Genomic DNA, 20,882 nt, shown 5'->3' on the forward strand with positions numbered 1-20,882 from the left:
GATGAATAGCCAAATCGAGAAGGTGATCGCAGAAATTCGCGCCGATTCGGTACATGGTGCGACCTTTCTGACACGAAAAGCTTTGTTGGCGATCAGGCAGGCGGTTTCATACGGACTGTCGAGAGAAGAGTTGCAAGCCGCTGCACGGCAGATCGCGGCGGTTCGTCCTATGATGGCCTCCCTATTCAATGTATCCAACCGGCTCTTGTATCAGCTCGATCGGGACGACCATCCGGATGCCGTGAACTCCTATTGTGACGATTTTCTCGCGTCGATGGAAGATGCCGCCCATTTGGTTATGGAAAAAGGCGTGAAACAGATGGAAGGCGCGAAGAGCATTCTGACCCACTCCTACAGTTCGCTGGTGTGTGATACACTGCTTGCAGCTGCCGAACGCGGCAGACGGTTCCGTGTCGTATGTACGGAGTCACGACCCGGCAGGGAGGGGCTTTTGCTCGCCAGGAGACTCTGCGAAGCCGGGATCGAGGTTTCGGTGGTTATCGATGCGGCCGCCGGTCATATGATGAACGAGGTGGATCTCGTTCTGGTCGGTGCGGACGGCATCGGCAGTTTCGGTCTCGTGCATAAAATGGGAACCTATCCGATTGCACTGGCTGCCCGTGACCGGGGTGTGGCATTTGCAGTGCTCGCAACCGAAGAGAAGTTCTGGCCATACGAAATCGAAGAGATTTCGGAGCCGTTGAAGCAGGCGGGTGAGATTGCAAAGGAGGATGGCTGTTTCAATGTCGTCAATCTCTATTTCGATAGAACACCGCTTCGCAAAGAGGATATGGTGGTAATGGAGAGTGCCGTATTAAATGGCTGTGATATACGCAATATCTGTGAGAGAAATCCGCTTCATCCACTATTGAAACATTCAGTGGGATGATTTTTTCATTGTCTCGACCAGGTGGGCGAGTCTCTCGCTGACTGTCGGTGTGAATCGTTCATCGGTCTCGATTGCTTTGAGGGAGTCCGGGATTTGCCGCAGATTCTCGATTGCTCTTTCCCGTATCGTTTCAAGCGAGGGAAGCGGCAGAACGGTTTTGCCCTCCGACATGTATTGACGCAGAAGAGGTCTGCCATCCACTCTTTCGTCATGCAGTGCGATCGTATCCTTCGAGATTTTCCCGTCCCGGTAGGTTCTGAAAACCTGCTTTTTCGCTGGAAGCGTGAGCTTTCCCGGACTGAATTTCATTACAGGCCGTCCGTCGTATTCGACCAGTTTGTAGGCGCAGTCGAGATAGGGTTCGTCCGCCGAAACGACCAGTTTGGTTCCCACGCCCCATGCGTCGATCGGCGCACCCTTGTCCAGCAGTCTTTTGATCGTGTATTCGTTGAGTCCGCCACTGACGAAGATCATTGCATCGCGGAATCCTGCTTCGTCAAGAATCCTGCGTGTCGCTTTGGAGAGTGCCAGAATATCGCCGCTGTCGAGTCGGACGCCTTTGAATCTCTTCATGCCCGATCGGCGGATCGTTTCGACGGCACGCTTGACCCCTTCGACCGTATCGTAGGTATCGACAAGCAGAATACAGTTGTCCGGATACCTTCTCGCAAAGTGTTCGAACGCTTTTTCTTCCGTCTCATGAGCGAGGATGTAGGAGTGTGCCATCGTGCCGAAAACGGGTATGTCGAAAAGTTTTCCTGCAAGGACATTGGACGTTCCGATGAAACCGCCGATGTAGGCGCTTCGGGCGGCCTTCATGCCCGCATCGGTTCCATGGGCGCGCCGCAGCCCGAAATCGACCAGTCCGGTCTCCTGGGCCACACTGTAGCATCGCAGGGCTTTCGTTGCGACGAGTATCGAAATCTGCATCGTGTTGATCAGAAAAGTTTCGATAATCTGCGCTTCGATCAGAGGGGCTTCGATTTGCACGAAAGGCTCGTTTTCAAATAGGATTTCCCCTTCGTCGACCGCGTAGACGTCGCCTGTGAAACGAAACGTTTTCAGATAGTCGAGAAAGTCGCTGCTGAATCTGCCGGTTCGGTTGAGATAGTCGATATCTTCCCGTGTGAAACGGACCGATTCGAGATAGGCGAGGAGCTGTTCGAGGCCGGCACTGACGAGATAGGTGCGATGTTTCGATCGTCTCGCGAAAAAATCGAATGTTGCGAGATGGTGCATTCCTTCGTCGAAATAGACCTGGGCCATCGTCAATTCATACAGGTCGGTCAGCAGGCTCATATTCTCTTCGTTGACAAATCCGTATTTCATCCGTTACCCTATACTGTTTAAGGTATTGTACAATAATGGGAAAATGTTCGGTGAAGGAGCTGCCGATGAAAATCCGGATTACTGAAAGAGATGCGCTGATCGTTGTCGATATGCAGAAAGATTTCATGCCGGGGGGAGCCCTGGCGGTCCCCGATGCGGACGGAATCGTTTCCACGGTCAACGCATATATCGATCACTTTGTGAAACTGGATCGTCCCATCTATTTCACACGTGACTGGCATCCTTCTACACATCTCTCTTTCAAACAAAACGGCGGGATCTGGCCGGAGCATTGTCGGCAGGATACGGAGGGCGCGGAGTTTGCAGAAGGGCTTCTGCTTCCCTCCGACAACCGTTTTATCATATCCAAAGGTGTATCGGAAGATTTTGATGCCTACTCGGGCTTTCAGGGAACGCCGCTCGAAAGTCTGCTGCTCGAACGAGGTATTTCGAGAGTTTTCGTTAGCGGGGTGGCAACCGACTATTGCGTCAAACACACGCTTCTCGGTGCCGAACATCTCGGTTTTCGAACGGTTCTTCTCGAAGATGCCGTCAAAGGGGTCGATCTGCAACCGGGGGATTCCGAAAAGGCGATCGATGCGATGATGCAAAAAGGTGCCGTTCTTTGCACGTTCGAGGAGTTGGTATAAAAAAATCGTCAGCGGCTGATCGTGTGGGTGTCGTACTCGCTGTCGATCGTTTTTTGCATCTCTATACGCAGATTGTCGTACCACTCTTTCGGTGCGTTGGCGACATCGACAGAGGGAAGAAAAATGACTTTCAGATCGCCGCCGATCGATATTTTTTCATGTTCGTTGACGACACTTTTGCTTCCGAGTATGACAACCGGCTGAACGATGAGACCGAATTTTTCGGCAATAAATTTCGCCCCTTCCTTGAATTCGAGCAGGCTTTGATTTTTCGAGCGTGTGCCTTCCGGAAAGATGGCGACCGGCCTATGCAGCACTTCGAGTGACTCTTTGACATCTTTCATCAGTTTGATCAGGCCTCTTCGGTCTTCCCTGTCGACACTGATCATCTCGCCACTGCTGAGGAGTTTGCCGAACCAGGGCACCGCGAAGAGCTCTTTTTTCGCAACCCATCGCAGATTTTTGTCAAGCAGTGCCTCGAGTGTGATGATGTCGACGATGCCCTGATGGTTGATCAGATAAAGCTGTGCTCTCTCATCCGGCTTACCGACCACTTCCAGGTTGGCTCCCAGGAAAAACAGCATCACTTTGTTCCAAAAGTGCAGTATCGATGCTTTGTGTTTCGGAAAAAGATTGAGAAGAATGATCATGATCGTGACGACCGTCGAGATGACGAAAGCGGAGTAGTAGAATCTAATACGAGCAAAGATCTTCATTTTTGACCCATCCTATTCGGTTGTTTGGCAGTTGAATTTTCGTGTACCGACTGTTGTGGTTCATCTCTTTGGCAGTCGTCTCCTGATAGAGACGCATGAACGGGGTACTCTGCTCCGTCGGAAGCAGATAGATCGTCGTTTCCGGTTTGATGCATACGCTTTTCAGCGGAATGAGATAGGTTACCAGATATGCCCCTGCCAGGCCGATCAAAATGGGATAGATCCATCCTTTGCGGCGTATCCACAGTATCAGCCAGATCAGCATCAAAGTGGCCGTTGCCGCGATTTTGAATTTTGTAAATTCGCTGGCCTGCGGATCGAGATTGGATTGGGTGCTGACGCTGCTGCGCTTGACGATAATCGGAACCTGAAATCTTTCGTATCGGTTTTTCGTGACATTGAAATAACTGAATTCGATCTGTTCGATATCGGAAGGATAAACAGCATAATAGAGAAGTGTGGTGGCGTTCAAATCGCCCTCCATCGAATCGATTCCCTGCTTTCGTGCATGGGGAAGCCGGAAATCATCGGTATTGCCATATGCGATGAGCATCTGCAGGGCAAGGATATTGTCACCCTCTTCATATGAGGATGCCTGGTAGTTGATCAGCTCCATCTTTTTCGCAAGTATTCCGCTGAAGTCTTTGGGGGGATTGAGACGGACGGCGTTGAGTGTGATACTTTCGGTTCTGTAAACTCTGTCGCTGTCCTCATAGTGCACGACAAAGGCCGGTAGTTTGATGGCACTGCCTGTCGCTTTGAAATAGTAGGTCAGGTGGTTGATCGCATGGGGCCGTATATATTCATACTCCCGGATCGCCTTGATGTTTCGCCCACCTTCGAGTTCAATGAGATAGGGGAGATGTTTTTTCAACGAGGTGATCTTGATGGTAACCGGGAAAATCTGACCGACATAGATCTTTTTCGGAACCTTTTCGATTGTCAGATAGATCAGTCGCTCCGTTGGCTTCGGCTGCTCGACGGAATCTTCACCCCGAAGTTCCTCATCGACATTGTAAAGTGGTATCTCATCCTCTGCAGGGTCGATATAGACCGGGGGTTCGTTTTCGATTGTCGTATAGGCAGCGAGATAGCTCCAGCTCAGAAAAAAGAGAAAAAGAAGACGCATCACCACTTAAGCGAGAAACCCTTCCAACATCTTTATGCCGTCAATCGATCCGAGGATAGTCTCCATCGCCCGTTCCGGATGCGGCATCAATCCGAACACGTTTTTCTCTTTGTTGCAGATGCCGGCGATATTGTCGACCGATCCGTTCGGATTGTCGGCATTGCCGCTTTCGTCACAATAGGTCAACAGGACCTGTCCGTTGTCATAAAGTGCTTTGAGGCGGTCGTCGTCGATGTAGTAGTTGCCTTCGGCATGGGCGATTGGTATGTTGAGCAGATCTCCCACTTTGCATTTTCGAAGAAAGCGGTTTTCATTGTTTTCGACTTTGAGATATTGGTGTTTCGATACAAAATGAAGATTTTCGTTTCGCTTCATCGCTCCGGGCAGAAGGTGGCTTTCGAGAAGAATCTGAAATCCGTTGCAGATTCCAAGGACATAGCCGCCGTTCTCGGCAAAGGATTTGACCGCTTTCATAATAGGACTGAAACGTGCAATGGCTCCACTGCGCAGGTAATCGCCATAGCTGAAGCCCCCAGGGACGACGACGAGATCCGTATTGGCCGGAATCATCTCTTCTTCATGCCAGATGATCGAGACATTCTGCGTCAGCCGTTCAAACGCATATTTGGTATCGAATTCGCAGTTGGTGCCGGGAAACTGCAGGATTGTTATATTCATTTAATTAATCTCCTCTCTTCGAGAACGGATTCCCGAAGAAATTCTTCTCGGTAAAGCGATGCTTTCGGAAAGAGTGAAATGTGACAATTTCACAATATTCATTGAATGATCTCGATGCTGTAATCTTCGATGACGGTATTCGCCAGAAGGGTTTCACACATCTTTTCGACCTCTTTTTCCGCTTCGTGCATGGAGGATGCATCGATATCCAGGACGATTTGTTTTCCAACGCGTACGTCGGAAACATTGCCGAAACCAAGGGAATCGAGTGCGTGATGGACCGCTTTTCCCTGTGGATCGAGAACGCCCTGTTTTAGATATATATTGACGATTGCTTTCATGTTTTTCATTCTCCCAGTATGCGTTTAAGAACTTCTTCGTAGGCCACTTTCACATTGCCAAGTCCCTGGCGGAAGCGGTCCTTGTCGAGTTTTTCACCCGACTCCATGTCCCAGAATCGGCAGCTGTCTGGGCTGATTTCATCTGCCAGTATGATGTTGCCTTTACTGTCGTATCCGAACTCCACTTTGAAATCGACGAGGTTGAGCCCTTTTCGGGCAAAGAACGATTTGAGAATGGTATTGATTTCGCGACCAAGACGCTTGAGCTCCTCGAGGTCACCTTCATTCTTGACGAGATCGAGAATGATGCAGTGTTCGTCGTTGATGAGCGGATCGCCCAGATCGTCGCGTTTGTAGTAGAACTCGACGAGTGCGAAAGGGAGTTTCGTTCCATCTTCGATGCCAAGACGCTTCGTGAGACTGCCGGTGGCGATGTTGCGGACGACGACCTCGATCAGAATGATGTCGACTTTTTTGACGAGCATATGGTTGTCGTCGGGCATATCGACAAAATGTGTCGGAACACCGGCTTTTTCGAGAAGTTTGAAAAGTTCGGTGCTGATTTTGTTGTTGAGTGCGCCTTTGCCGGCTTCCTGGTCGTGCTTGACGCCGTTGAAAGCGGTCAGGTCATCTTTGAATTCCGCAATCAACAGATTCGGATCTTCTGTCAGGAACAGCCGTTTCGCCTTTCCCTCGTATAACAGTTCTTTCTTCGTCATTTTTTCTCCTGCGTTATGATAAGTGCTTTGAGAATATCCACACCCTCTTTCAGCTGATTGTCATTGTATAGATCCTCTTTTGTGATGATCTTCTCTTTTTTCGGAGTCAGCTTTTTGGTTTTCGTTTTGTCGGCACCGTTGCCGTCGATCTTTTCGAGTTCGCTTTTCAGATGTTCTTTCAGTTCGGACTCTTTGATCGAGAAGCCATCCTCTTCGACAGTCACTTTTCCGAACGGAACGATGATGTCCGGCGTGACACCCACTGCCTGAATGGTTCGTCCGCTCGGCAGATAGTAGCGGGCGATCGTCAGGCGCAGCGCTTCGATTTTGTTGATCGGCATGATGATCTGAACGCTTCCTTTGCCGAAAGTCTTTTCACCGACGAGTACGGCGCGTCGATGATCCTGCAGCGAACCGCTGACGATCTCGCTGGCACTGGCACTGCCACCGTTGATCAGTACGACGATCGGGATATGCTTGAAGGTTCCCTTCGATGTCGCATTGAAAATTTCGTTTTCATCCTTGATCCGTCCTTTCTGGGAGACAATGACACCTTTGTCGACAAAAAGATCGACCAGGCCGACAGCCTGATCGAGCAGACCGCCCGGGTTGTTGCGAAGATCGAGTATGAGTCCTTTGGCACTCGGATTTTCCATCAGCGCTTTTTTGATATCTTTGACAATCTTCTTGTCGAAAGAAACGACACGGATATAGAGAATCTCCTTGTCCACTTTTTTGGTATAGACAGACTGGATTTTGATGATATCGCGGATGATCGTGACGACAATCGGTTTCGGTTCGTCTTTTCGAACGATCGTCAGCATAATTTTGGTTTTTGGTTTGCCCCGCATCAGAGAGACCGCCTCGTCGAGCGTCATGTTGAGCGTCGACTTGTCATTGATCTTGAGAATGATGTCGCCGGTTTTGAGACCCGCTTTGAATGCCGGTGTGCCTTCGAGCGGTGCGATGACCGTGAGTGCGCCATCCCGCATGCCGACGGTGACGCCCAGACCGCCAAATTCACCGCTGGTCTGGATTTTCATCTCTTTGAAACTCTTTTCGTCCAAAAAGGAGGAGTGGGCATCGAGATTGGCCATCAAACCCTTGATTGCCTTGTTGATGATGTCGTTGATCGTCAGATCGTCGACATAGTACTTTTCGACAGTTCCGATGACCTGTGTGAACTTCGTCAGTGCTTCGAGTTTGGAGACTGTCGTGTTGTTGTCACCTTTCGCGAATAGGTTGGGTGACGTGACTAGCGTCAGTGCCGCAACTGTCGAGAGAAATCCCGCCGCAATATATCCTCTTTTTTTCTTCATTATCCAAATCCGTTGTTTCTATAAATTTTATGGATGATATTATAGTGGGTTGTCTCTGAAATATGGATAAATAAAATCCTCTGTTTTTCAACGCCCTTATTCGAGCCAATGCTATAATCTTAAGAAAAAAGAGGTAAAGAAACTTGACACCATCAGACTAAAGTTGTTATAATGCCTCAAATTAGTCGGAATATCCGGATGTGTGACTCAAGTTGCAGACGCGTATGAGAGATTGCGATAGGATATTCCAATCAATTGAAGTAACTTTGTCTATAAAAAAAACAGAGTGTTGGAAAAAAAGGAGTTGTAATGAGTATTTTTGAAAAACTGACCCACCAGATGACGGAGACGATTGAATCGGGTGTGAGTCTTGCCTTGCACAACAAAAACCCGGAAGTCGAACCGGCCCATCTTGTCTGGGCGCTGCTGACGAACAGTGGAAGTGTGCTGAATCAGGCATTGAACCGTATGAATGTCGACAAAGCACCCATCGAGCTGGAAGCCAAGAGTGTGGCGGATCGGCTGCCGAAAGTTTCGACCGTTACGAAAGAGAGCATCAAGATTTCCCGTGCATTGCAGGAGTCGTTGCAGAAAGCGGAAGGCCTGATGGCGAAGCAGGGTGATCAGTATCTGGCCGTCGATACCTGGCTGCTGGCCAATCTCGATCATCCCCAGATCAAAGATGTCCTTGGCAAATATCTCGATATGATGGAGCTTCGCAAGACATTCGAAGCGATCCGTGGCGGCAAGAAAATCGAAAGCCAGACAGCCGACGAGACGCTGGAAGCGCTGGAGAAGTATGGTATCGATCTGAACAAAAGGGCGATCGAGGGCGAACTCGATCCGGTTATCGGCCGGGACGAGGAGATCGAGCGTCTTATGCAGATTCTGATTCGTAAAACCAAGAACAATCCGATTCTTCTCGGTGAGCCGGGAGTGGGTAAAACCGCCATCGTCGAGGGGCTGGCACAGCGTATCGTCAACAAGGAAGTCCCTCTGAGTCTTCAGAACAAACGTGTCATCGTTCTCGACATGAGTGCTTTGATCGCAGGTGCGAAATACCGTGGTGAGTTCGAAGACCGTCTCAAGGCTGTGATCGAAGAGGTGAAAAAGAGCGGCGACGTCATCCTTTTCATCGACGAGATTCATACGATTGTCGGCGCGGGTGCGAGCGAGGGGAGCATGGATGCAGCCAATATGCTCAAACCGGCACTGGCCCGCGGAGAGCTGCATACCATCGGTGCGACGACACTCAAAGAGTACCGCAAGTACTTTGAAAAAGATGCGGCGCTTCAGCGGCGTTTCCAGCCGGTGTATGTCAACGAACCGAGCATCAACCAGGCGCTTCAGATTCTTCGTGGATTGCGCGAGCGCCTCGAAGCGTTTCACAACGTCACGATTCTGGACAGTGCGCTGGTCGCGGCGGCGAAACTTTCGGCGCGCTATATTACCGACCGCTACCTGCCGGACAAGGCGATCGACCTGATCGACGAAGCTGCCGCGGAGCTGAAGATGCAGATCGAAAGCGAGCCGACCGAACTGGCCCGTGTCAAACGTGAAATCAGTCAGCTGCAGGTCGAAAAAGAGGCGTTGATGATGGAAGAGTCGAAAAAGAACGAAACGCGCCTCGGCGAGATCGAAAGGGAGCTGGCCGACCTCGAAGAGAAAAAACGGAAGCTCGAAGCGCAGTTCGAAACGGAGAAGAAGGTTTTCAACGATATCGCGCAGATCAAGGTGGAAATCGACAAACTGCGCAGTGAAGCGGAGATGGCGAAACGAAACGGCGACTACAACAAAGCCGCCGAGATCGAATACGGCAAGATTCCGCAGCTCGATGAGCAATTGAAACAGCTCGACGAACAGTGGGAACGCATGCAGAAAGAGGGGACACTGCTCAAGAATGCGGTCGACGAGGAGATGATCGCGAAAATCGTCAGCCGCTGGACACAGATTCCTGTGACGAAGATGCTGCAGAGCGAAAAAGAGAAGATTCTGCATGTCGAAGAGGTTCTGGCCGAAGATGTCGTCGGACAGGAGCAGGCGATCAAAGCGGTAGCACGCGCCATCAAGCGCAACAAGGCGGGTCTGAGCGAGCAGAATCGACCGATCGGAAGCTTCCTCTTCCTGGGACCGACCGGCGTGGGCAAAACACAGACTGCCAAGACGTTGGCGAAATTCCTTTTCGATACGGAGAAGTCGCTGATCCGAATCGATATGAGCGAATATATGGAGAAGCATGCGGTGAGCCGCCTTGTCGGTGCACCTCCGGGATATGTCGGTTACGAAGAGGGCGGACAGCTCACCGAAGCGGTTCGCCGCAAGCCCTACAGCGTCATCCTCTTCGACGAAATCGAAAAGGCGCATCCGGATGTCTTCAATGTGCTCCTGCAGGTGCTCGACGATGGCCGATTGACCGACAACAAAGGGGTCACGGTCGACTTCAGGAATACGATCATCATTCTGACGTCGAACATAGCCAGTGACAAAATCATGGAGTTCAAAGATCCGGAAGATCGTGAAAAAGCGGTCAAGGATGAGTTGAAGATGTATTTCAAGCCCGAGTTCCTGAACCGGCTTGACGATATCATCATCTTCAACCCGCTCGACAAGGGTGCCATCACGAAAATTGTGGATATTCTCTTCAGAAGCATTCAGGAGAAACTCAAAGAGCGTGATATAACTGTCACACTCGCCGAAGCGGCGAAAGAGCGTATCGCCGAAGCCGGTTTCGATCCTGTCTATGGCGCACGGCCGCTCAAGCGTGCTCTCTACGAACTCGTCGAAGACCGGTTGGCCGAACTCATTCTCGAAGACCGGATCAAAGAGGGCGACAGTGTCGTCTTCGATGTGGAGAACGACGAAATCGTTGTCCACATCAATCCGTAATCTTCAAACAAGCATGGCAAAGCCGGCAGATGGCCCGGTTTTGCCACCTCTCCCAAAAAACTTTCCTTTAAACTCTTTAGAAGCTATCTAAAAAGCTCCTTGGCCTCGTTGAAAAGCTTGAATGTAGTTTTGGCTATACCCTCTGCCTTCCGCCTTGCCATCGCACCTTTTGCGTGTCATTCCCGCCTATAAAGATTTTTGAGATGGGTTCTAGTGTAAAATAGGTTAAAACCCTTCCCGAAGGCTGACCATGAAATGGAATGCAGTATATCTATCGCTTGTTGTTCTCTTCTTCGGTTTTGCCGGTTACCTGTATCTGAAAACAGACAATATCCGGACATTGAGCCAAGATGATGGATCGGAAGTGGCCTATTTAAAATCGCGCAACGAAAAACTGCTGAGTAAAAACCGCTATCTGAAAAAGAAAAACAGTATGCTCAATGCGAAACTGCAACGGCAGAGAAAAGCCTTTCTTGAGTATGAGCATCAAGCTATACAGAGATACAGAGCTGCCTACGAGAAAAAAGCGTCGCAACTCAAGATGAAAACCGTCCCCTATATCGGTATCCCTTTGATTGTTTCCGAAACTGTACATGATCTGGAAACCTATTGCAGCGAGATGAACGATCTGTTTCGGTTGGAAGAGAGACTCTACGGTTTTGGCAGCGATCATGCGGATTTCACCGAAATATGCGGGAATCATCTGGATGAGATGCGGGAACGGATGAAAAGTGATGCGAAAAACGCATTGGGAAAATTTCTTTCGATCGAACAGGAGAAGGGAGGTGAACGTCTCTCCTACTGGAAGGAGCAGATCAACGACGCAATGGAGTCGGTATCGGATCGGGATGATCAGCAGAAGCGTGATATGATCGAGATCTATCGTGGGCTTTTTGACGAGATGAATCTCACCTCCGAGCTAAAAGGTCCGATCAGTGAAACGGTCAATTATTGGGAGTATGTGTTTGGAATGCGGTGAGCAATTCGATCTGTTGGAATATGATCCAATGGCCACGGCTTCTTCTCTGATCAAATTTCGAGTTGGCGGGTACCGACGATTCGGGCTTCCTCACTCCGGTGTGTGACATAGAGGAGTGTGAAGCCGAATTTTTCCTGGAGGTGGACGATTTCGTGTGCGAGGTGTCGGCTCAACGACTCGTCGAGGCTTGAAAGGGGTTCATCCATCAGGAGGATTTTCGGTTCGAGTATCAGGGCGCGGGCCAGAGCCACACGCTGCTGTTCGCCACCTGAAAGTTCGGAGGGTCTCTTTTTCCGAAAATCAGGCAGTCCGACGAGCTTCAGAATGGTATCGACGCGACGATTGCGTTCGGTTGTCCCGACACCCTTGATCTTCAGCCCGAAACCGATATTCTCTTCCACATTCATATGGGGCCAGAGTGCCAGATCCTGAAAGACCATACCGATTTGACGCTGTTCCGGAGGTACGAGAATCCGGCCATCGCGCGATACGGCATTCTCTTCGATATAGATGGTACCACGGTGGGGGGCGACGAAACCGGCAAGGAGCCTCAACAGTGTCGTCTTGCCGGAACCGGATGGACCGAGAATGACAAGACGTTCGCCCTGTTCCACATCGAGAGAGAACGTGTCGAGTATCGTCTGCTCGTCGTATCGACATGTAACCTGTTCGAAGCGGACGATCTTCATCGTTTTGTTCCCCAGTAGTGAAACCATCCCCAGGCTACCGCTGCCGGAACCACGACGGCGGCGATCATAACGATACAGAGCGATGCAATGAGCTGTGGCGATCCGTTTGCCATCAGTGTAAAGATTCTCACCGGGAGTGTATCGTGCCCGGGTGGATAGAGCAGAATTGTGATGGAAATGTCGCGAAGTATGAAAAGAGAGGCTACCACCCATGCACCCAGGATTCCATGCCGGGTCAACGGGATAACGATATGGATCATCCGTTGAAACCAGCCGGCGCCCGTCATCTGTGCCGCCTCTTCCATCGAGGGTGGGACCATCGCCAGAGTTGCGAGAGAGATGCGGGCGGTCAGGGCGGTGTATTTGGCGAGGTAACCGAAGAGAACGATCAACGTCGTGGCATAGACGATGTTGGTTGACGGCGTGTTCCAGAATGTTATAAGGGCGATACCGATCACGGTACCGGGCAGTGTGAAGAGGAAGAGCAGCAAAGGGTCGATGGTGCGTGCAGCGTAAAAAGGTTTTTTTAGAAAAAGATAACCGGTGAAAAAACCGAAAAAAGTGAGAACGGAAGCACCGACAAAAGCGTAGAAAAATGACCGCAGCAGTGCATCACCGGCTACATGAAGGGCCCGCAGATAGCTATCTATACCGCCGGCCTGCAGGAGAAGAGAGCCGATGGGCATGGCGACGAAGATGGCGGCCAGGCATGCCATCCCCGTGAGTACGGACCATCTGTTTCGGCCCAGAGTGATCCGGAGAAACTCGTTTTTCTGCGCAAAGTGACGGGGTATGGCGATTCGATTTCGCAGATAACGGTTTTCCGCAACCGTCAACAGTGCGGCAAAGAGGACGAGCGGTATGGCCGCCGCTGTTGCGGCTTCGAAATTGTAGAAGGCGGAAAACTGTGTAAAACTTTCGACGGCATAGACGTTATAGCGCAGATACATCGGTACACTGAATTCTCCGAGAGCGAGTAGAAAAACGAGGAGTGCAGCCAGTAAAAGTGCAGGTCGGATCAACGGAAGCGTGACTCTCCATAACGTAAGAGGCCACGTGGCGACAAGCCGTCCCGCCTCTTCGAGATGAGGGTGGACGGTGTGTAAAAAAATCATGGTCAGAAGCATGGGCAGAGGAAGATAGACGCTCACAAGTATGAACAACGAACCCGGAAGACCCGAAAGCCAGTGGAGGGGCAGACCGCTCATCTGAAACAGATCGCTCCATGCCACGGCGATGATGTAGGGCGGAACGAGGAGGGGAATCAGAAAAAGAAAGATAAAAAATCTCCGAAAGGGCAGATCGGTTTTTCCGAGAAAAATACCCAGGGGAATGCCGAGCAGGAAGGTCGATACGGTCACCAACGACGCCAGGATGACGCTGTGGCGCATCAGCATCCATGTCTGCATCGAACCGAAGAGCGATGGGATCGTATCATCCGGCATGAATGCTTTGATAAGCATCGCCAGGATCGGAACGATGCCGATGAACAACAGAATCGAAACGATGGACGCTAAAAAGAGACGCATTTCACTCCGATACCCATCGTTTCAGGTAGGGCTGGATTTCGAGCAGTTTCGCCGCCACCTTCGCGTAATCGACCTGCATGATACGGATCGTATCGATCGGTTGCAACTCTTCCGGTATTTCGACATCGGGATGCAGTGGAATCTGCGCACAATCGGCGAAGGCGAGTTTGTGCTCGGTCTCCTTCGAAAGAAGGTAGTCGACGAGTCGTCTGGCCTCCTTCGGATGGGGTGCCCCTTTGATCAGCAGAACCGCATTGGGGACAATGAAGCAGCCCGGTTCATCGGGTTTCTGATCCGGATAGACCATCGTGACGGGGCGCCCCTGCCGTATCCGATTGACGGCATCGTCGCTGTCGACAAGGGAAAAGGCGTACCTGCCGGCAGCGACGAAGTCTGCACTCTCTCCGTTGCTGGTGGATAGTGCTACGCCGTTGCGCTTCATCGCGCGCATGAACGCATCGGCTCTATCGTCGCCCCAATATGTGAAAAGCGCTGCGATATGGGCTGTCGTGGTACCGAACAGCGGATTGGCGATGACACTTTTTCCGCGCCATCGGGTTTCGGTATAGGCGAGAATGCTTTCGGGCCTCTCGTTGATACCGCTGTTGACGATGAGAACACGCGCCCGTGCGGAGAAACCGGTCCAGAAACCGTCGGGGTCTTTGAATATCTTCGGAATTTCCTTCGCGTTGGGAGAGAGGTAGGGGGCTGATACTCCTTTCTGTTTGAGTATTTCGGCACGGATTGGCTCGTTGGCCCAGTAGACATCTGCCTGGGGATTGGACTTTTCGGCGATGAGACGGTTCATGACGCCGGTGCTTTTGGCCTCTTCCGTATCGTAGACCGCTTTGACAGTAATGCCTGTCTCCTTTTCAAAATCTTTCAGAATCGGTTCGGAAAAAACGCGGTCTTCGGAGACATAAACCACCACGACCGGCCTCTTTTCCGTCATCTCCTGTCCACTCTTCCAGAAAAGCAGAAGTGCGACGACGAGAATGACGATACCGATAATCAAATCCCGCGTTTTCATGGTCGTTCCTTCTTCATGGTCAGCGAAAAATTGTCGAAACTGGTCACGGCGTCCGCTTTTGTCCAGAGTCCTACGCCTCCGGCCTTCGTGATGCGACGGTCGGTTTTCGTAAGCAACGGTTTTCCATCAAGATAGCATGATATTTCGTCGTCATGATGAACGATGCGGATGTGATGCCATTTTTCGGGTGCCAGATGAATGTCTGCAGTCGCCAGCATCGAGCGTCTGCCATTTTCGACGACATAGAGACGAAAATTCTCTTCGAGAGGATTGAACCGTACAATGTAATAGTTCGAATCGTTCTGAACCCGCCAGATGATGCCGCCGCCCTGGTCGACTTTTCCGGCAACCGCTTTGAAACGGACTTCGATGGAACCGTTCAAAAAAGGGATGTGGTCGGTCCAGCAGAGATTGAAAGTGCTGCCAGAGAGACGGGCCGCTCTTCTCATGGTCAATACGTGGTTGCCGGATGGTGCATACCGCTCTTCAGAGACTTCCCATACCGATGTGCCACCACGTGCATTGGTCGCACCGGTTTTCCAGCCCTGCGGCAGTTTCCCGGCCGGGATATCGTCGAATGAAACGAAAAGTTGAAACGGATCGCTCCTCTTTCGCGAGTCGGCTTGACCGAGCACAGGAGTGTGAAAAAGAAACAGCAACGACAGAAAAATGAGAAAAACATTACCGACCATCTTGCATCTCCTTTCTCTCCGGTATCCGCTGTGTTGATCGTGCATCCGGAGTGTAAATATGATAGCAGAATTTCTTCCCGTAAGATAATGAGATCAAAAAGATTTTCGGGTTTTAATGCTACTATATATGAAAATGTGTTGAAATTTGGAAGAAGGAGCCAAATGCACTGGTTCGCGGATCTGCTGCAGAGTCATAACGGACTGCTTTTTTTCATAATTCTGGGGTTCGGCTATCTCGTGGGAAAAGTGGGCGTGAAGGGTTTTTCACTCGGTCCGGTTGCTGGCGTACTGTTCGTGGGCATTGTTTTCGGCCATTACGGTTACCGCTTCGGTCCCAGTGCCCAGGCCGTCGGGTTCTTTTTCATATTTGCCGTCCCGCTTCTCGGTGCATTGACGGGAGCCATGACGAGCGGGGCGTCGCTCAGTGTCGTTCTGAAGGAGGCCGATTCCCCGTTGCCGGCTCTGGGATATGCGGGGACCTATGCGATCGCGAACATTCTGCTTGTCTTTGCGGGAAGTCTGATATTTCTCTTTTCGTAAGCCGATGCCGTGCAAAGCATGGGTGCAATCTGGCTGAAGGCGCAATATGCGATACTTTTCTAATCTCCTATTAAGCGAAATTTAATTAAAATTACGGGCTAAATTTTATAGAAGGACAGATAGATGAAACGAACCTATCAACCGCACAACACACCGCGGAAAAGAACACACGGTTTCCGCGCACGCATGAAAACCAAGAATGGACGCAAAATCATCAACGCCCGCCGTGCAAAAGGTCGTAAACGATTGGCGGTTTAATCCATTACGAGTCCCTCAAGCGTACCGCCGACTTCAACAGAGTTTACAAATCCGACAAACGCTGGCACGACAAAGCGTTTGTCCTGTTTGCGGTACCGGACTCCAAGAGATGCCGAGTCGGTTTTGTCGCGAGCAAAAAGATCGGCAATGCCGTCAAGCGGGCCCGGGCCAAACGGAGGCTCCGGGCACTTTTTTTAAAAATGGTGCCGCTGCTGAAAGATGGTGAGTATGTTCTGGTGGCCAAGCCGCCGGTACTCAACGTCCCTTTCAGCGAACTGGAAAAGGCTTTCAGGCGGGCCATCAAACGATTGGATATTGGGCAATGAGGCTATGAGATGATCAGAGAGGCATTATCGGGATCTTTGAAGTTTTACCAGAAGTATCTGACACTGCTGGGATTTGGAAGCTGCCGATACTATCCGACCTGTTCCGAATATGCCAAATGGCAGATCGAAACCAATCCAAACATTTTCAAAGCGATTTTTTCCACAACCCTCCGGATACTCCGATGCAACCAGCTCTTCGACGGCGGAATCGACTATCCGAAAATCTCCTGTAAACATTTTTCACCCAACCGATCAGACGGCACTATACCCACCATCACCTATTGGTATGTTCCGGAACGGGATGGATGCAGAGTTATCAAAAATACTTTTTCGAAAGGCCCATCGTGTTAGAAAATATGAATACCCAGACACGCGTTGTCATCGCAACGGTGCTCTCCCTGCTTGTTTTTATCGGATACGACTACTTTTTTATGCCCAAACCGAAACATTTGGCGGATCAGAACAAAACAGTTCAGACCGCTCCGGTCAAAGAGAGATCTGCCGAAAATGAAACAGCTGCAACTCCTGTTGCCGTGACTCAACCCGAGCCGACGAAACCGGCAGTACAGAAAAAATCGGTCAATGGCCTGCTCAGCGGTGTTGTCGCGACGGTTGAAACATCGAATGCGACCATCGAGTTCGATGCACTCGGCCGGATATCGCAGATCTATCTGAAAGATATCCAATATCGCACGGAAGAGGGGGAAGAGCTCAAACTCTTCAACAATCCCCGTATTCCGAAACCTCTTGAAATCCGCTTCAGTGATCCGCAGCTCAACGAACTCGCTTTCAATACGCCCTATGCGGTTTCCGTCTCGAAACTCGATGTCAGCGGCGAGAAGCCGGAAGTCATCACGTTTACCCAGAATCTGAACGGATTCGTTGTCGAGAAAAAGATTACGATCTATCCGGATCACCATTACGATGTCGCGATCACGATGAGCGAACCGAAACCCTACTTCATCTCTCCGGGTTACCGCCCGGATCTTCGGATCGACAACTACACGGTCCACGGTGTCATGATCGAAGAGGCGGACGGTACACTGACGATCATCGACGACGGGGATGCGAAGGGAACCGAAGCGTTCCGAAAAGCGCGCATCGCCGTCGCGTTCGACCGCTACTATGCGACAGCATTTTACGATTTTGAAAACGGCATGGATGTTGTCGTCAATAAAGATGCCGAAGAGAATCCGATTCTGTTCATCAAGGGAGAGGGTGCATCCAGGACTCTGCATGGGTATATCGGTCCGAAAGAGTACAAGATTCTGCAGAAAATCCATCCGGAGCTGACGAAAATTATCGAATTCGGCTGGTTTACCTTCATCGCCGCTCCAATGTTCAAAGTGCTGATGTGGCTGCACAGTTCCATTCCCAACTGGGGATGGACGATCGTAGCACTGACACTGCTGATCCGTCTGATTCTCTATCCGCTTACCTACAAAGGGATGGTATCGATGCACCGTCTCAAACAGCTGCAGCCGAAGATCAAGGAGATTCAGGCGAAATACAAGGGCGATCCGCAGAAGATGAACATGCATATGATGGAGCTCTACAAGAAGCACAAAGCGAATCCGCTGGGTGGCTGTCTGCCGATGCTTCTGCAAATCCCGGTCTTCTTTGCCATCTACCGTGTTCTCCTCAATGCGATCGAGCTCAAAGGGGCACCATGGATTCTATGGATTCAGGATCTCTCCGTGATGGACCCCTATTACGTTCTGCCGATTCTGATGGGTGCATCGATGTGGCTGCATCAGCGGGTGACACCGAGCAACTTTACCGACCCGATGCAGGAGAAGATTTTCAAATGGCTTCCGATCGTCTTTACCTTCTTCTTCGTCACGTTCCCGGCGGGTCTCGTACTCTACTGGCTTACGAACAACATCTTCTCTGTCGCACAGCAGCTGATGATCAATCGCATGCTCGAGAAGCAGCCAAAGGCTGAGTAATGAAAAGGTTCGAAGCTTCGACTCTTGAAGAGGCGTATGCGGAGGCTGCCAAAGAGTTTTCCTGTTCGATTACCGAACTCGATATACAGGTCGTGCAAAACCCCTCCCGCGGGTTTTTGGGATTTGGACGGAAGTCGGCCATCATCGTTGCGGCAATGCCGTCAAAAAAGAGAAACAGAAACAAAGGCGAGATGCCAAAAAGGCGAAAACAGAAAGCCTCTTCCGAGCCCAGGGAGAGAGTCAAAAATGTTGTAGAGACCCGTGCCGAGACGGAAGAAAAAATTGCCAAACCGGTTGCCGAGGAAACAGAGCGAGTTGAAAACAAGGAGCCGAAAAAAGAGTTTTCACTGAAGCGGGATGATGAGATTTTTGGAAATTTCTATACGGAAACCCCGGATATCACGACTGTCGTGGCCGAGATCGAAACGGATATCAACGATCTTTTCGAACACGCCTGTTTCGATATCGAACCCATCAGGGTGTCGGTTTTCAACGATGAAACGGTTCTTGTGGAGTTTCACGGCAACGACGCGGCGCTGCTGATCGGCAAAGAGGGGTATCGCTACAAAGCGCTCGCCTATCTTCTCTACAACTGGATTCACAGCAAATATGGCTACAAGGTTCGGCTCGAAATTGCGGAATTTTTGCAAAATCAGGAAGCGATGATCGAGAACTATCTCCAGCCGGTCATCGAGCGTATTGAAAACGAGGGACGGGGGCAGACCAAAGTACTTGACGGTATTCTCGTCCAGATCGCATTGACGCGGCTTCGGGATTACTTCCCGGACAAATATGTGGCTGTGCGAACCAATCGCGAAGGTGGCCGTTACATTATTGTCAACGAGTTTATGGAGCGCAAGTGAGCGACACCATAGCGGCCGTTGCCACCGCCAGTGGGGTGGGATCGGTCGCTATCGTGCGTCTCAGCGGAGGCGGTGCACTCGATATTGCACGGAAACTTACCAACAAATCCTCTTTGATACCCCGTCATGCCCATCTTTGCAATCTGTATGATTCCAATGATGAACTGATCGACGAAGCCATCGTCATCTGGTTCAAGGCTCCCCACAGTTTCACTACCGAAGATGTCGTCGAATTCCAGTGTCACGGCGGATCGATCGTGGCGGAGGAGATATTGCGTACGGTGTTGGCATACGGTGCAAGACTGGCGGAACCCGGTGAGTTTACCAGACGTGCGTTCGTTGGCGGTCGGATCGATCTGACGGAGGCGGAAGCGATCGCCAAACTGATCGAAGCCAAAAGCGAAGATGCCGCCAAAATTCTGGCACGGCAGATGAAGGGAGAGCTCAAAACATTTGTCGATACGATGCGTGACAAACTGATTCGTGCCGTCGCATTTGCCGAGGTCACGATCGACTATGCCGAAGAGGATCTTCCGGCGGATCTGGTCGACAATCTGCTGCATCAGCTCGAAACGATGGAGGAGCAGATCGAAACCATCGTGCGATCGAGTGAACGAAGACGCGGCCTGATCGAAGGCTTCAAGGTTGCAATCATCGGCAAACCGAATGTCGGAAAGAGTTCTCTGCTCAATGCACTGCTCAATTACGAACGTGCCATCGTGAGCGAGGTGGCGGGAACAACCCGTGATACGATAGAGGAGCAGATCCGTATCGGTACCCATCTGGTACGAATCGTCGACACGGCAGGCATTCGTGAGTCGGCCGATACGATCGAAAAGATCGGCATCGCGCGATCGGTGGCCGCGATCGAACAGAGTGATATCGTGATCGCGATGTTCGATGCCAGCAGGCAGTGGGATGAAGAGGATGAGCAGATTCTCACACTTATCGAACGATATGCCGAAGAGAAAGAGATGATTGTCGTCGTCAACAAAACCGATTTGCCGCGCAAACTGGATATCGCGAAAATTGAAACGTACAGCCCGCTCTTTCTGTCACGCGAAAAAAAGGGGGAAGAGATGATCGATGCGCTCGAAAAGAGACTCTCCCATATGGCGCAGGGCGATGAAATTCTTCTCATTTCCAGCCGGCAGATCGAAGCGGTAAAAGAGGCCAGAAGGGCGATCAGCCAGGCGAAACAACCTCTTGAGATGGGAGAGCTCGAACTGTTCGCCTTCCATCTGAACGATGCGATCAAGGCGATCAGTTCGATTTCGAAACCAGTGGATTTTAACGATATTATGGATAAAATGTTTGGTGAATTCTGCCTTGGCAAGTAACGAAATCATGAACATTTGAAGATATTCGCCG

General features: G+C 50.7%; 22 protein-coding genes. 11 read left to right on the forward strand and 11 right to left on the reverse strand.

Annotated features, from left to right (window positions below; genetic code table 11):
• Window position 1: 1 nt before the first annotated feature.
• On the forward strand, window positions 2–889 hold the full coding sequence (locus tag Q1K24_RS01765) for a translation initiation factor eIF-2B (protein WP_300365111.1): 888 nt from the start codon (window positions 2–4) through the stop codon (window positions 887–889).
• On the opposite strand, the gene Q1K24_RS01770 is transcribed toward Q1K24_RS01765, so the two are convergent.
• The gene (locus tag Q1K24_RS01770; RefSeq protein WP_300365047.1) at window positions 878–2,218 is read right to left on the reverse strand and encodes a nicotinate phosphoribosyltransferase; all 1,341 of its coding nucleotides are present in this window, start codon (window positions 2,216–2,218) and stop codon (window positions 878–880) included. The two genes, Q1K24_RS01765 and Q1K24_RS01770, sit on opposite strands and share 12 nt — an antisense overlap.
• A gap of 65 nt (window positions 2,219–2,283) precedes the next feature.
• Between Q1K24_RS01770 and Q1K24_RS01775 the strand changes: the two genes are divergently transcribed.
• The gene (locus Q1K24_RS01775; RefSeq protein WP_300365050.1) at window positions 2,284–2,868 is read left to right on the forward strand and encodes an isochorismatase family protein; all 585 of its coding nucleotides are present in this window, start codon (window positions 2,284–2,286) and stop codon (window positions 2,866–2,868) included.
• 8 nt (window positions 2,869–2,876) lie between these two features.
• On the opposite strand, the gene Q1K24_RS01780 is transcribed toward Q1K24_RS01775, so the two are convergent.
• The 6 genes from Q1K24_RS01780 to Q1K24_RS01805 all read right to left on the reverse strand — a co-directional run bounded on the left by Q1K24_RS01780 (window position 2,877) and on the right by Q1K24_RS01805 (window position 7,770).
• A complete protein-coding gene (locus tag Q1K24_RS01780) occupies window positions 2,877–3,584 on the reverse strand; it encodes a lysophospholipid acyltransferase family protein (RefSeq protein ID WP_300365053.1) in 708 nt (235 codons plus the stop codon).
• The gene (locus tag Q1K24_RS01785) at window positions 3,562–4,716 is read right to left on the reverse strand and encodes a hypothetical protein (RefSeq protein WP_300365056.1); all 1,155 of its coding nucleotides are present in this window, start codon (window positions 4,714–4,716) and stop codon (window positions 3,562–3,564) included. Before Q1K24_RS01785 ends, Q1K24_RS01780 begins: the two co-directional genes overlap by 23 nt.
• Window positions 4,717–4,719: 3 nt before the next feature.
• The gene (gene purQ / locus Q1K24_RS01790; RefSeq protein WP_300365058.1) at window positions 4,720–5,391 is read right to left on the reverse strand and encodes a phosphoribosylformylglycinamidine synthase subunit PurQ; all 672 of its coding nucleotides are present in this window, start codon (window positions 5,389–5,391) and stop codon (window positions 4,720–4,722) included.
• A gap of 98 nt (window positions 5,392–5,489) precedes the next feature.
• Window positions 5,490–5,732: a phosphoribosylformylglycinamidine synthase subunit PurS gene (gene purS / locus Q1K24_RS01795; protein WP_300365061.1), complete on the reverse strand. Its 243-nt coding sequence runs from the start codon at window positions 5,730–5,732 to the stop codon at window positions 5,490–5,492.
• 5 nt (window positions 5,733–5,737) lie between these two features.
• Window positions 5,738–6,451 carry a phosphoribosylaminoimidazolesuccinocarboxamide synthase gene (purC, locus tag Q1K24_RS01800; protein ID WP_300365064.1) on the reverse strand — a complete coding sequence of 238 codons (714 nt, stop codon included), beginning with the start codon at window positions 6,449–6,451 and terminating at the stop codon, window positions 5,738–5,740.
• Window positions 6,448–7,770, reverse strand: a complete 1,323-nt coding sequence (locus Q1K24_RS01805; protein ID WP_300365067.1) for a S41 family peptidase — start codon at window positions 7,768–7,770, stop codon at window positions 6,448–6,450. The genes purC and Q1K24_RS01805 overlap by 4 nt, the downstream gene beginning before the upstream one ends.
• A 309-nt stretch (window positions 7,771–8,079) precedes the next feature.
• Here Q1K24_RS01805 and Q1K24_RS01810 point away from each other — a divergent pair, with 309 nt between their 5' ends.
• Both Q1K24_RS01810 and Q1K24_RS01815 read left to right on the forward strand, forming a co-directional pair.
• Window positions 8,080–10,656, forward strand: coding sequence for an AAA family ATPase (locus Q1K24_RS01810; protein ID WP_300365069.1), 2,577 nt, complete (start codon window positions 8,080–8,082; stop codon window positions 10,654–10,656).
• A 250-nt stretch (window positions 10,657–10,906) separates the two neighbouring features.
• The gene (locus Q1K24_RS01815) at window positions 10,907–11,635 is read left to right on the forward strand and encodes a hypothetical protein (protein WP_300365072.1); all 729 of its coding nucleotides are present in this window, start codon (window positions 10,907–10,909) and stop codon (window positions 11,633–11,635) included.
• Window positions 11,636–11,685: 50 nt separating this feature from the next.
• On the opposite strand, the gene Q1K24_RS01820 is transcribed toward Q1K24_RS01815, so the two are convergent.
• From Q1K24_RS01820 to Q1K24_RS01835, 4 genes are read right to left on the reverse strand one after another with little or no spacing between them, the layout of a single operon-like run.
• A complete protein-coding gene (locus tag Q1K24_RS01820; RefSeq protein WP_300365075.1) occupies window positions 11,686–12,324 on the reverse strand; it encodes an ABC transporter ATP-binding protein in 639 nt (212 codons plus the stop codon).
• Window positions 12,321–13,853 (reverse strand): ABC transporter permease subunit, encoded by a 1,533-nt coding sequence (locus Q1K24_RS01825; RefSeq protein WP_300365078.1) that lies wholly within the window; start codon window positions 13,851–13,853, stop codon window positions 12,321–12,323. The genes Q1K24_RS01820 and Q1K24_RS01825 overlap by 4 nt, the downstream gene beginning before the upstream one ends.
• A gap of 1 nt (window position 13,854) precedes the next feature.
• Window positions 13,855–14,883 (reverse strand): extracellular solute-binding protein, encoded by a 1,029-nt coding sequence (locus tag Q1K24_RS01830; protein WP_300365081.1) that lies wholly within the window; start codon window positions 14,881–14,883, stop codon window positions 13,855–13,857.
• Entirely contained in the window at window positions 14,880–15,575 is a 696-nt protein-coding gene (locus Q1K24_RS01835) for a family 16 glycoside hydrolase (RefSeq protein ID WP_300365084.1), read from the reverse strand. The genes Q1K24_RS01830 and Q1K24_RS01835 overlap by 4 nt, the downstream gene beginning before the upstream one ends.
• A 162-nt stretch (window positions 15,576–15,737) precedes the next feature.
• Between Q1K24_RS01835 and Q1K24_RS01840 the strand changes: the two genes are divergently transcribed.
• From Q1K24_RS01840 to mnmE, 7 genes are all read left to right on the forward strand, one after another.
• Window positions 15,738–16,115, forward strand: a complete 378-nt coding sequence (locus Q1K24_RS01840) for a hypothetical protein (RefSeq protein WP_300365087.1) — start codon at window positions 15,738–15,740, stop codon at window positions 16,113–16,115.
• Between the two features lie 123 nt (window positions 16,116–16,238).
• Entirely contained in the window at window positions 16,239–16,373 is a 135-nt protein-coding gene (rpmH, locus tag Q1K24_RS01845; RefSeq protein ID WP_201353057.1) for a 50S ribosomal protein L34, read from the forward strand.
• Window positions 16,373–16,699: a ribonuclease P protein component gene (rnpA, locus tag Q1K24_RS01850; RefSeq protein WP_300365114.1), complete on the forward strand. Its 327-nt coding sequence runs from the start codon at window positions 16,373–16,375 to the stop codon at window positions 16,697–16,699. The genes rpmH and rnpA overlap by 1 nt, the downstream gene beginning before the upstream one ends.
• A gap of 9 nt (window positions 16,700–16,708) precedes the next feature.
• Window positions 16,709–17,050 carry a membrane protein insertion efficiency factor YidD gene (gene yidD, locus Q1K24_RS01855; protein ID WP_300365090.1) on the forward strand — a complete coding sequence of 114 codons (342 nt, stop codon included), beginning with the start codon at window positions 16,709–16,711 and terminating at the stop codon, window positions 17,048–17,050.
• A gap of 5 nt (window positions 17,051–17,055) precedes the next feature.
• Window positions 17,056–18,648, forward strand: a complete 1,593-nt coding sequence (gene yidC / locus Q1K24_RS01860; RefSeq protein WP_300365117.1) for a membrane protein insertase YidC — start codon at window positions 17,056–17,058, stop codon at window positions 18,646–18,648.
• A complete protein-coding gene (locus Q1K24_RS01865) occupies window positions 18,648–19,511 on the forward strand; it encodes a Jag N-terminal domain-containing protein (protein WP_300365093.1) in 864 nt (287 codons plus the stop codon). The genes yidC and Q1K24_RS01865 overlap by 1 nt, the downstream gene beginning before the upstream one ends.
• Window positions 19,508–20,851 carry a tRNA uridine-5-carboxymethylaminomethyl(34) synthesis GTPase MnmE gene (mnmE, locus tag Q1K24_RS01870; RefSeq protein ID WP_300365096.1) on the forward strand — a complete coding sequence of 448 codons (1,344 nt, stop codon included), beginning with the start codon at window positions 19,508–19,510 and terminating at the stop codon, window positions 20,849–20,851. The genes Q1K24_RS01865 and mnmE overlap by 4 nt, the downstream gene beginning before the upstream one ends.
• Window positions 20,852–20,882: the final 31 nt, after the last annotated feature.

The sequence above is a fragment of the Hydrogenimonas sp. genome (genome assembly GCF_029932565.1).
Taxonomy (GTDB): Bacteria; Campylobacterota; Campylobacteria; order Campylobacterales; family Hydrogenimonadaceae; genus Hydrogenimonas.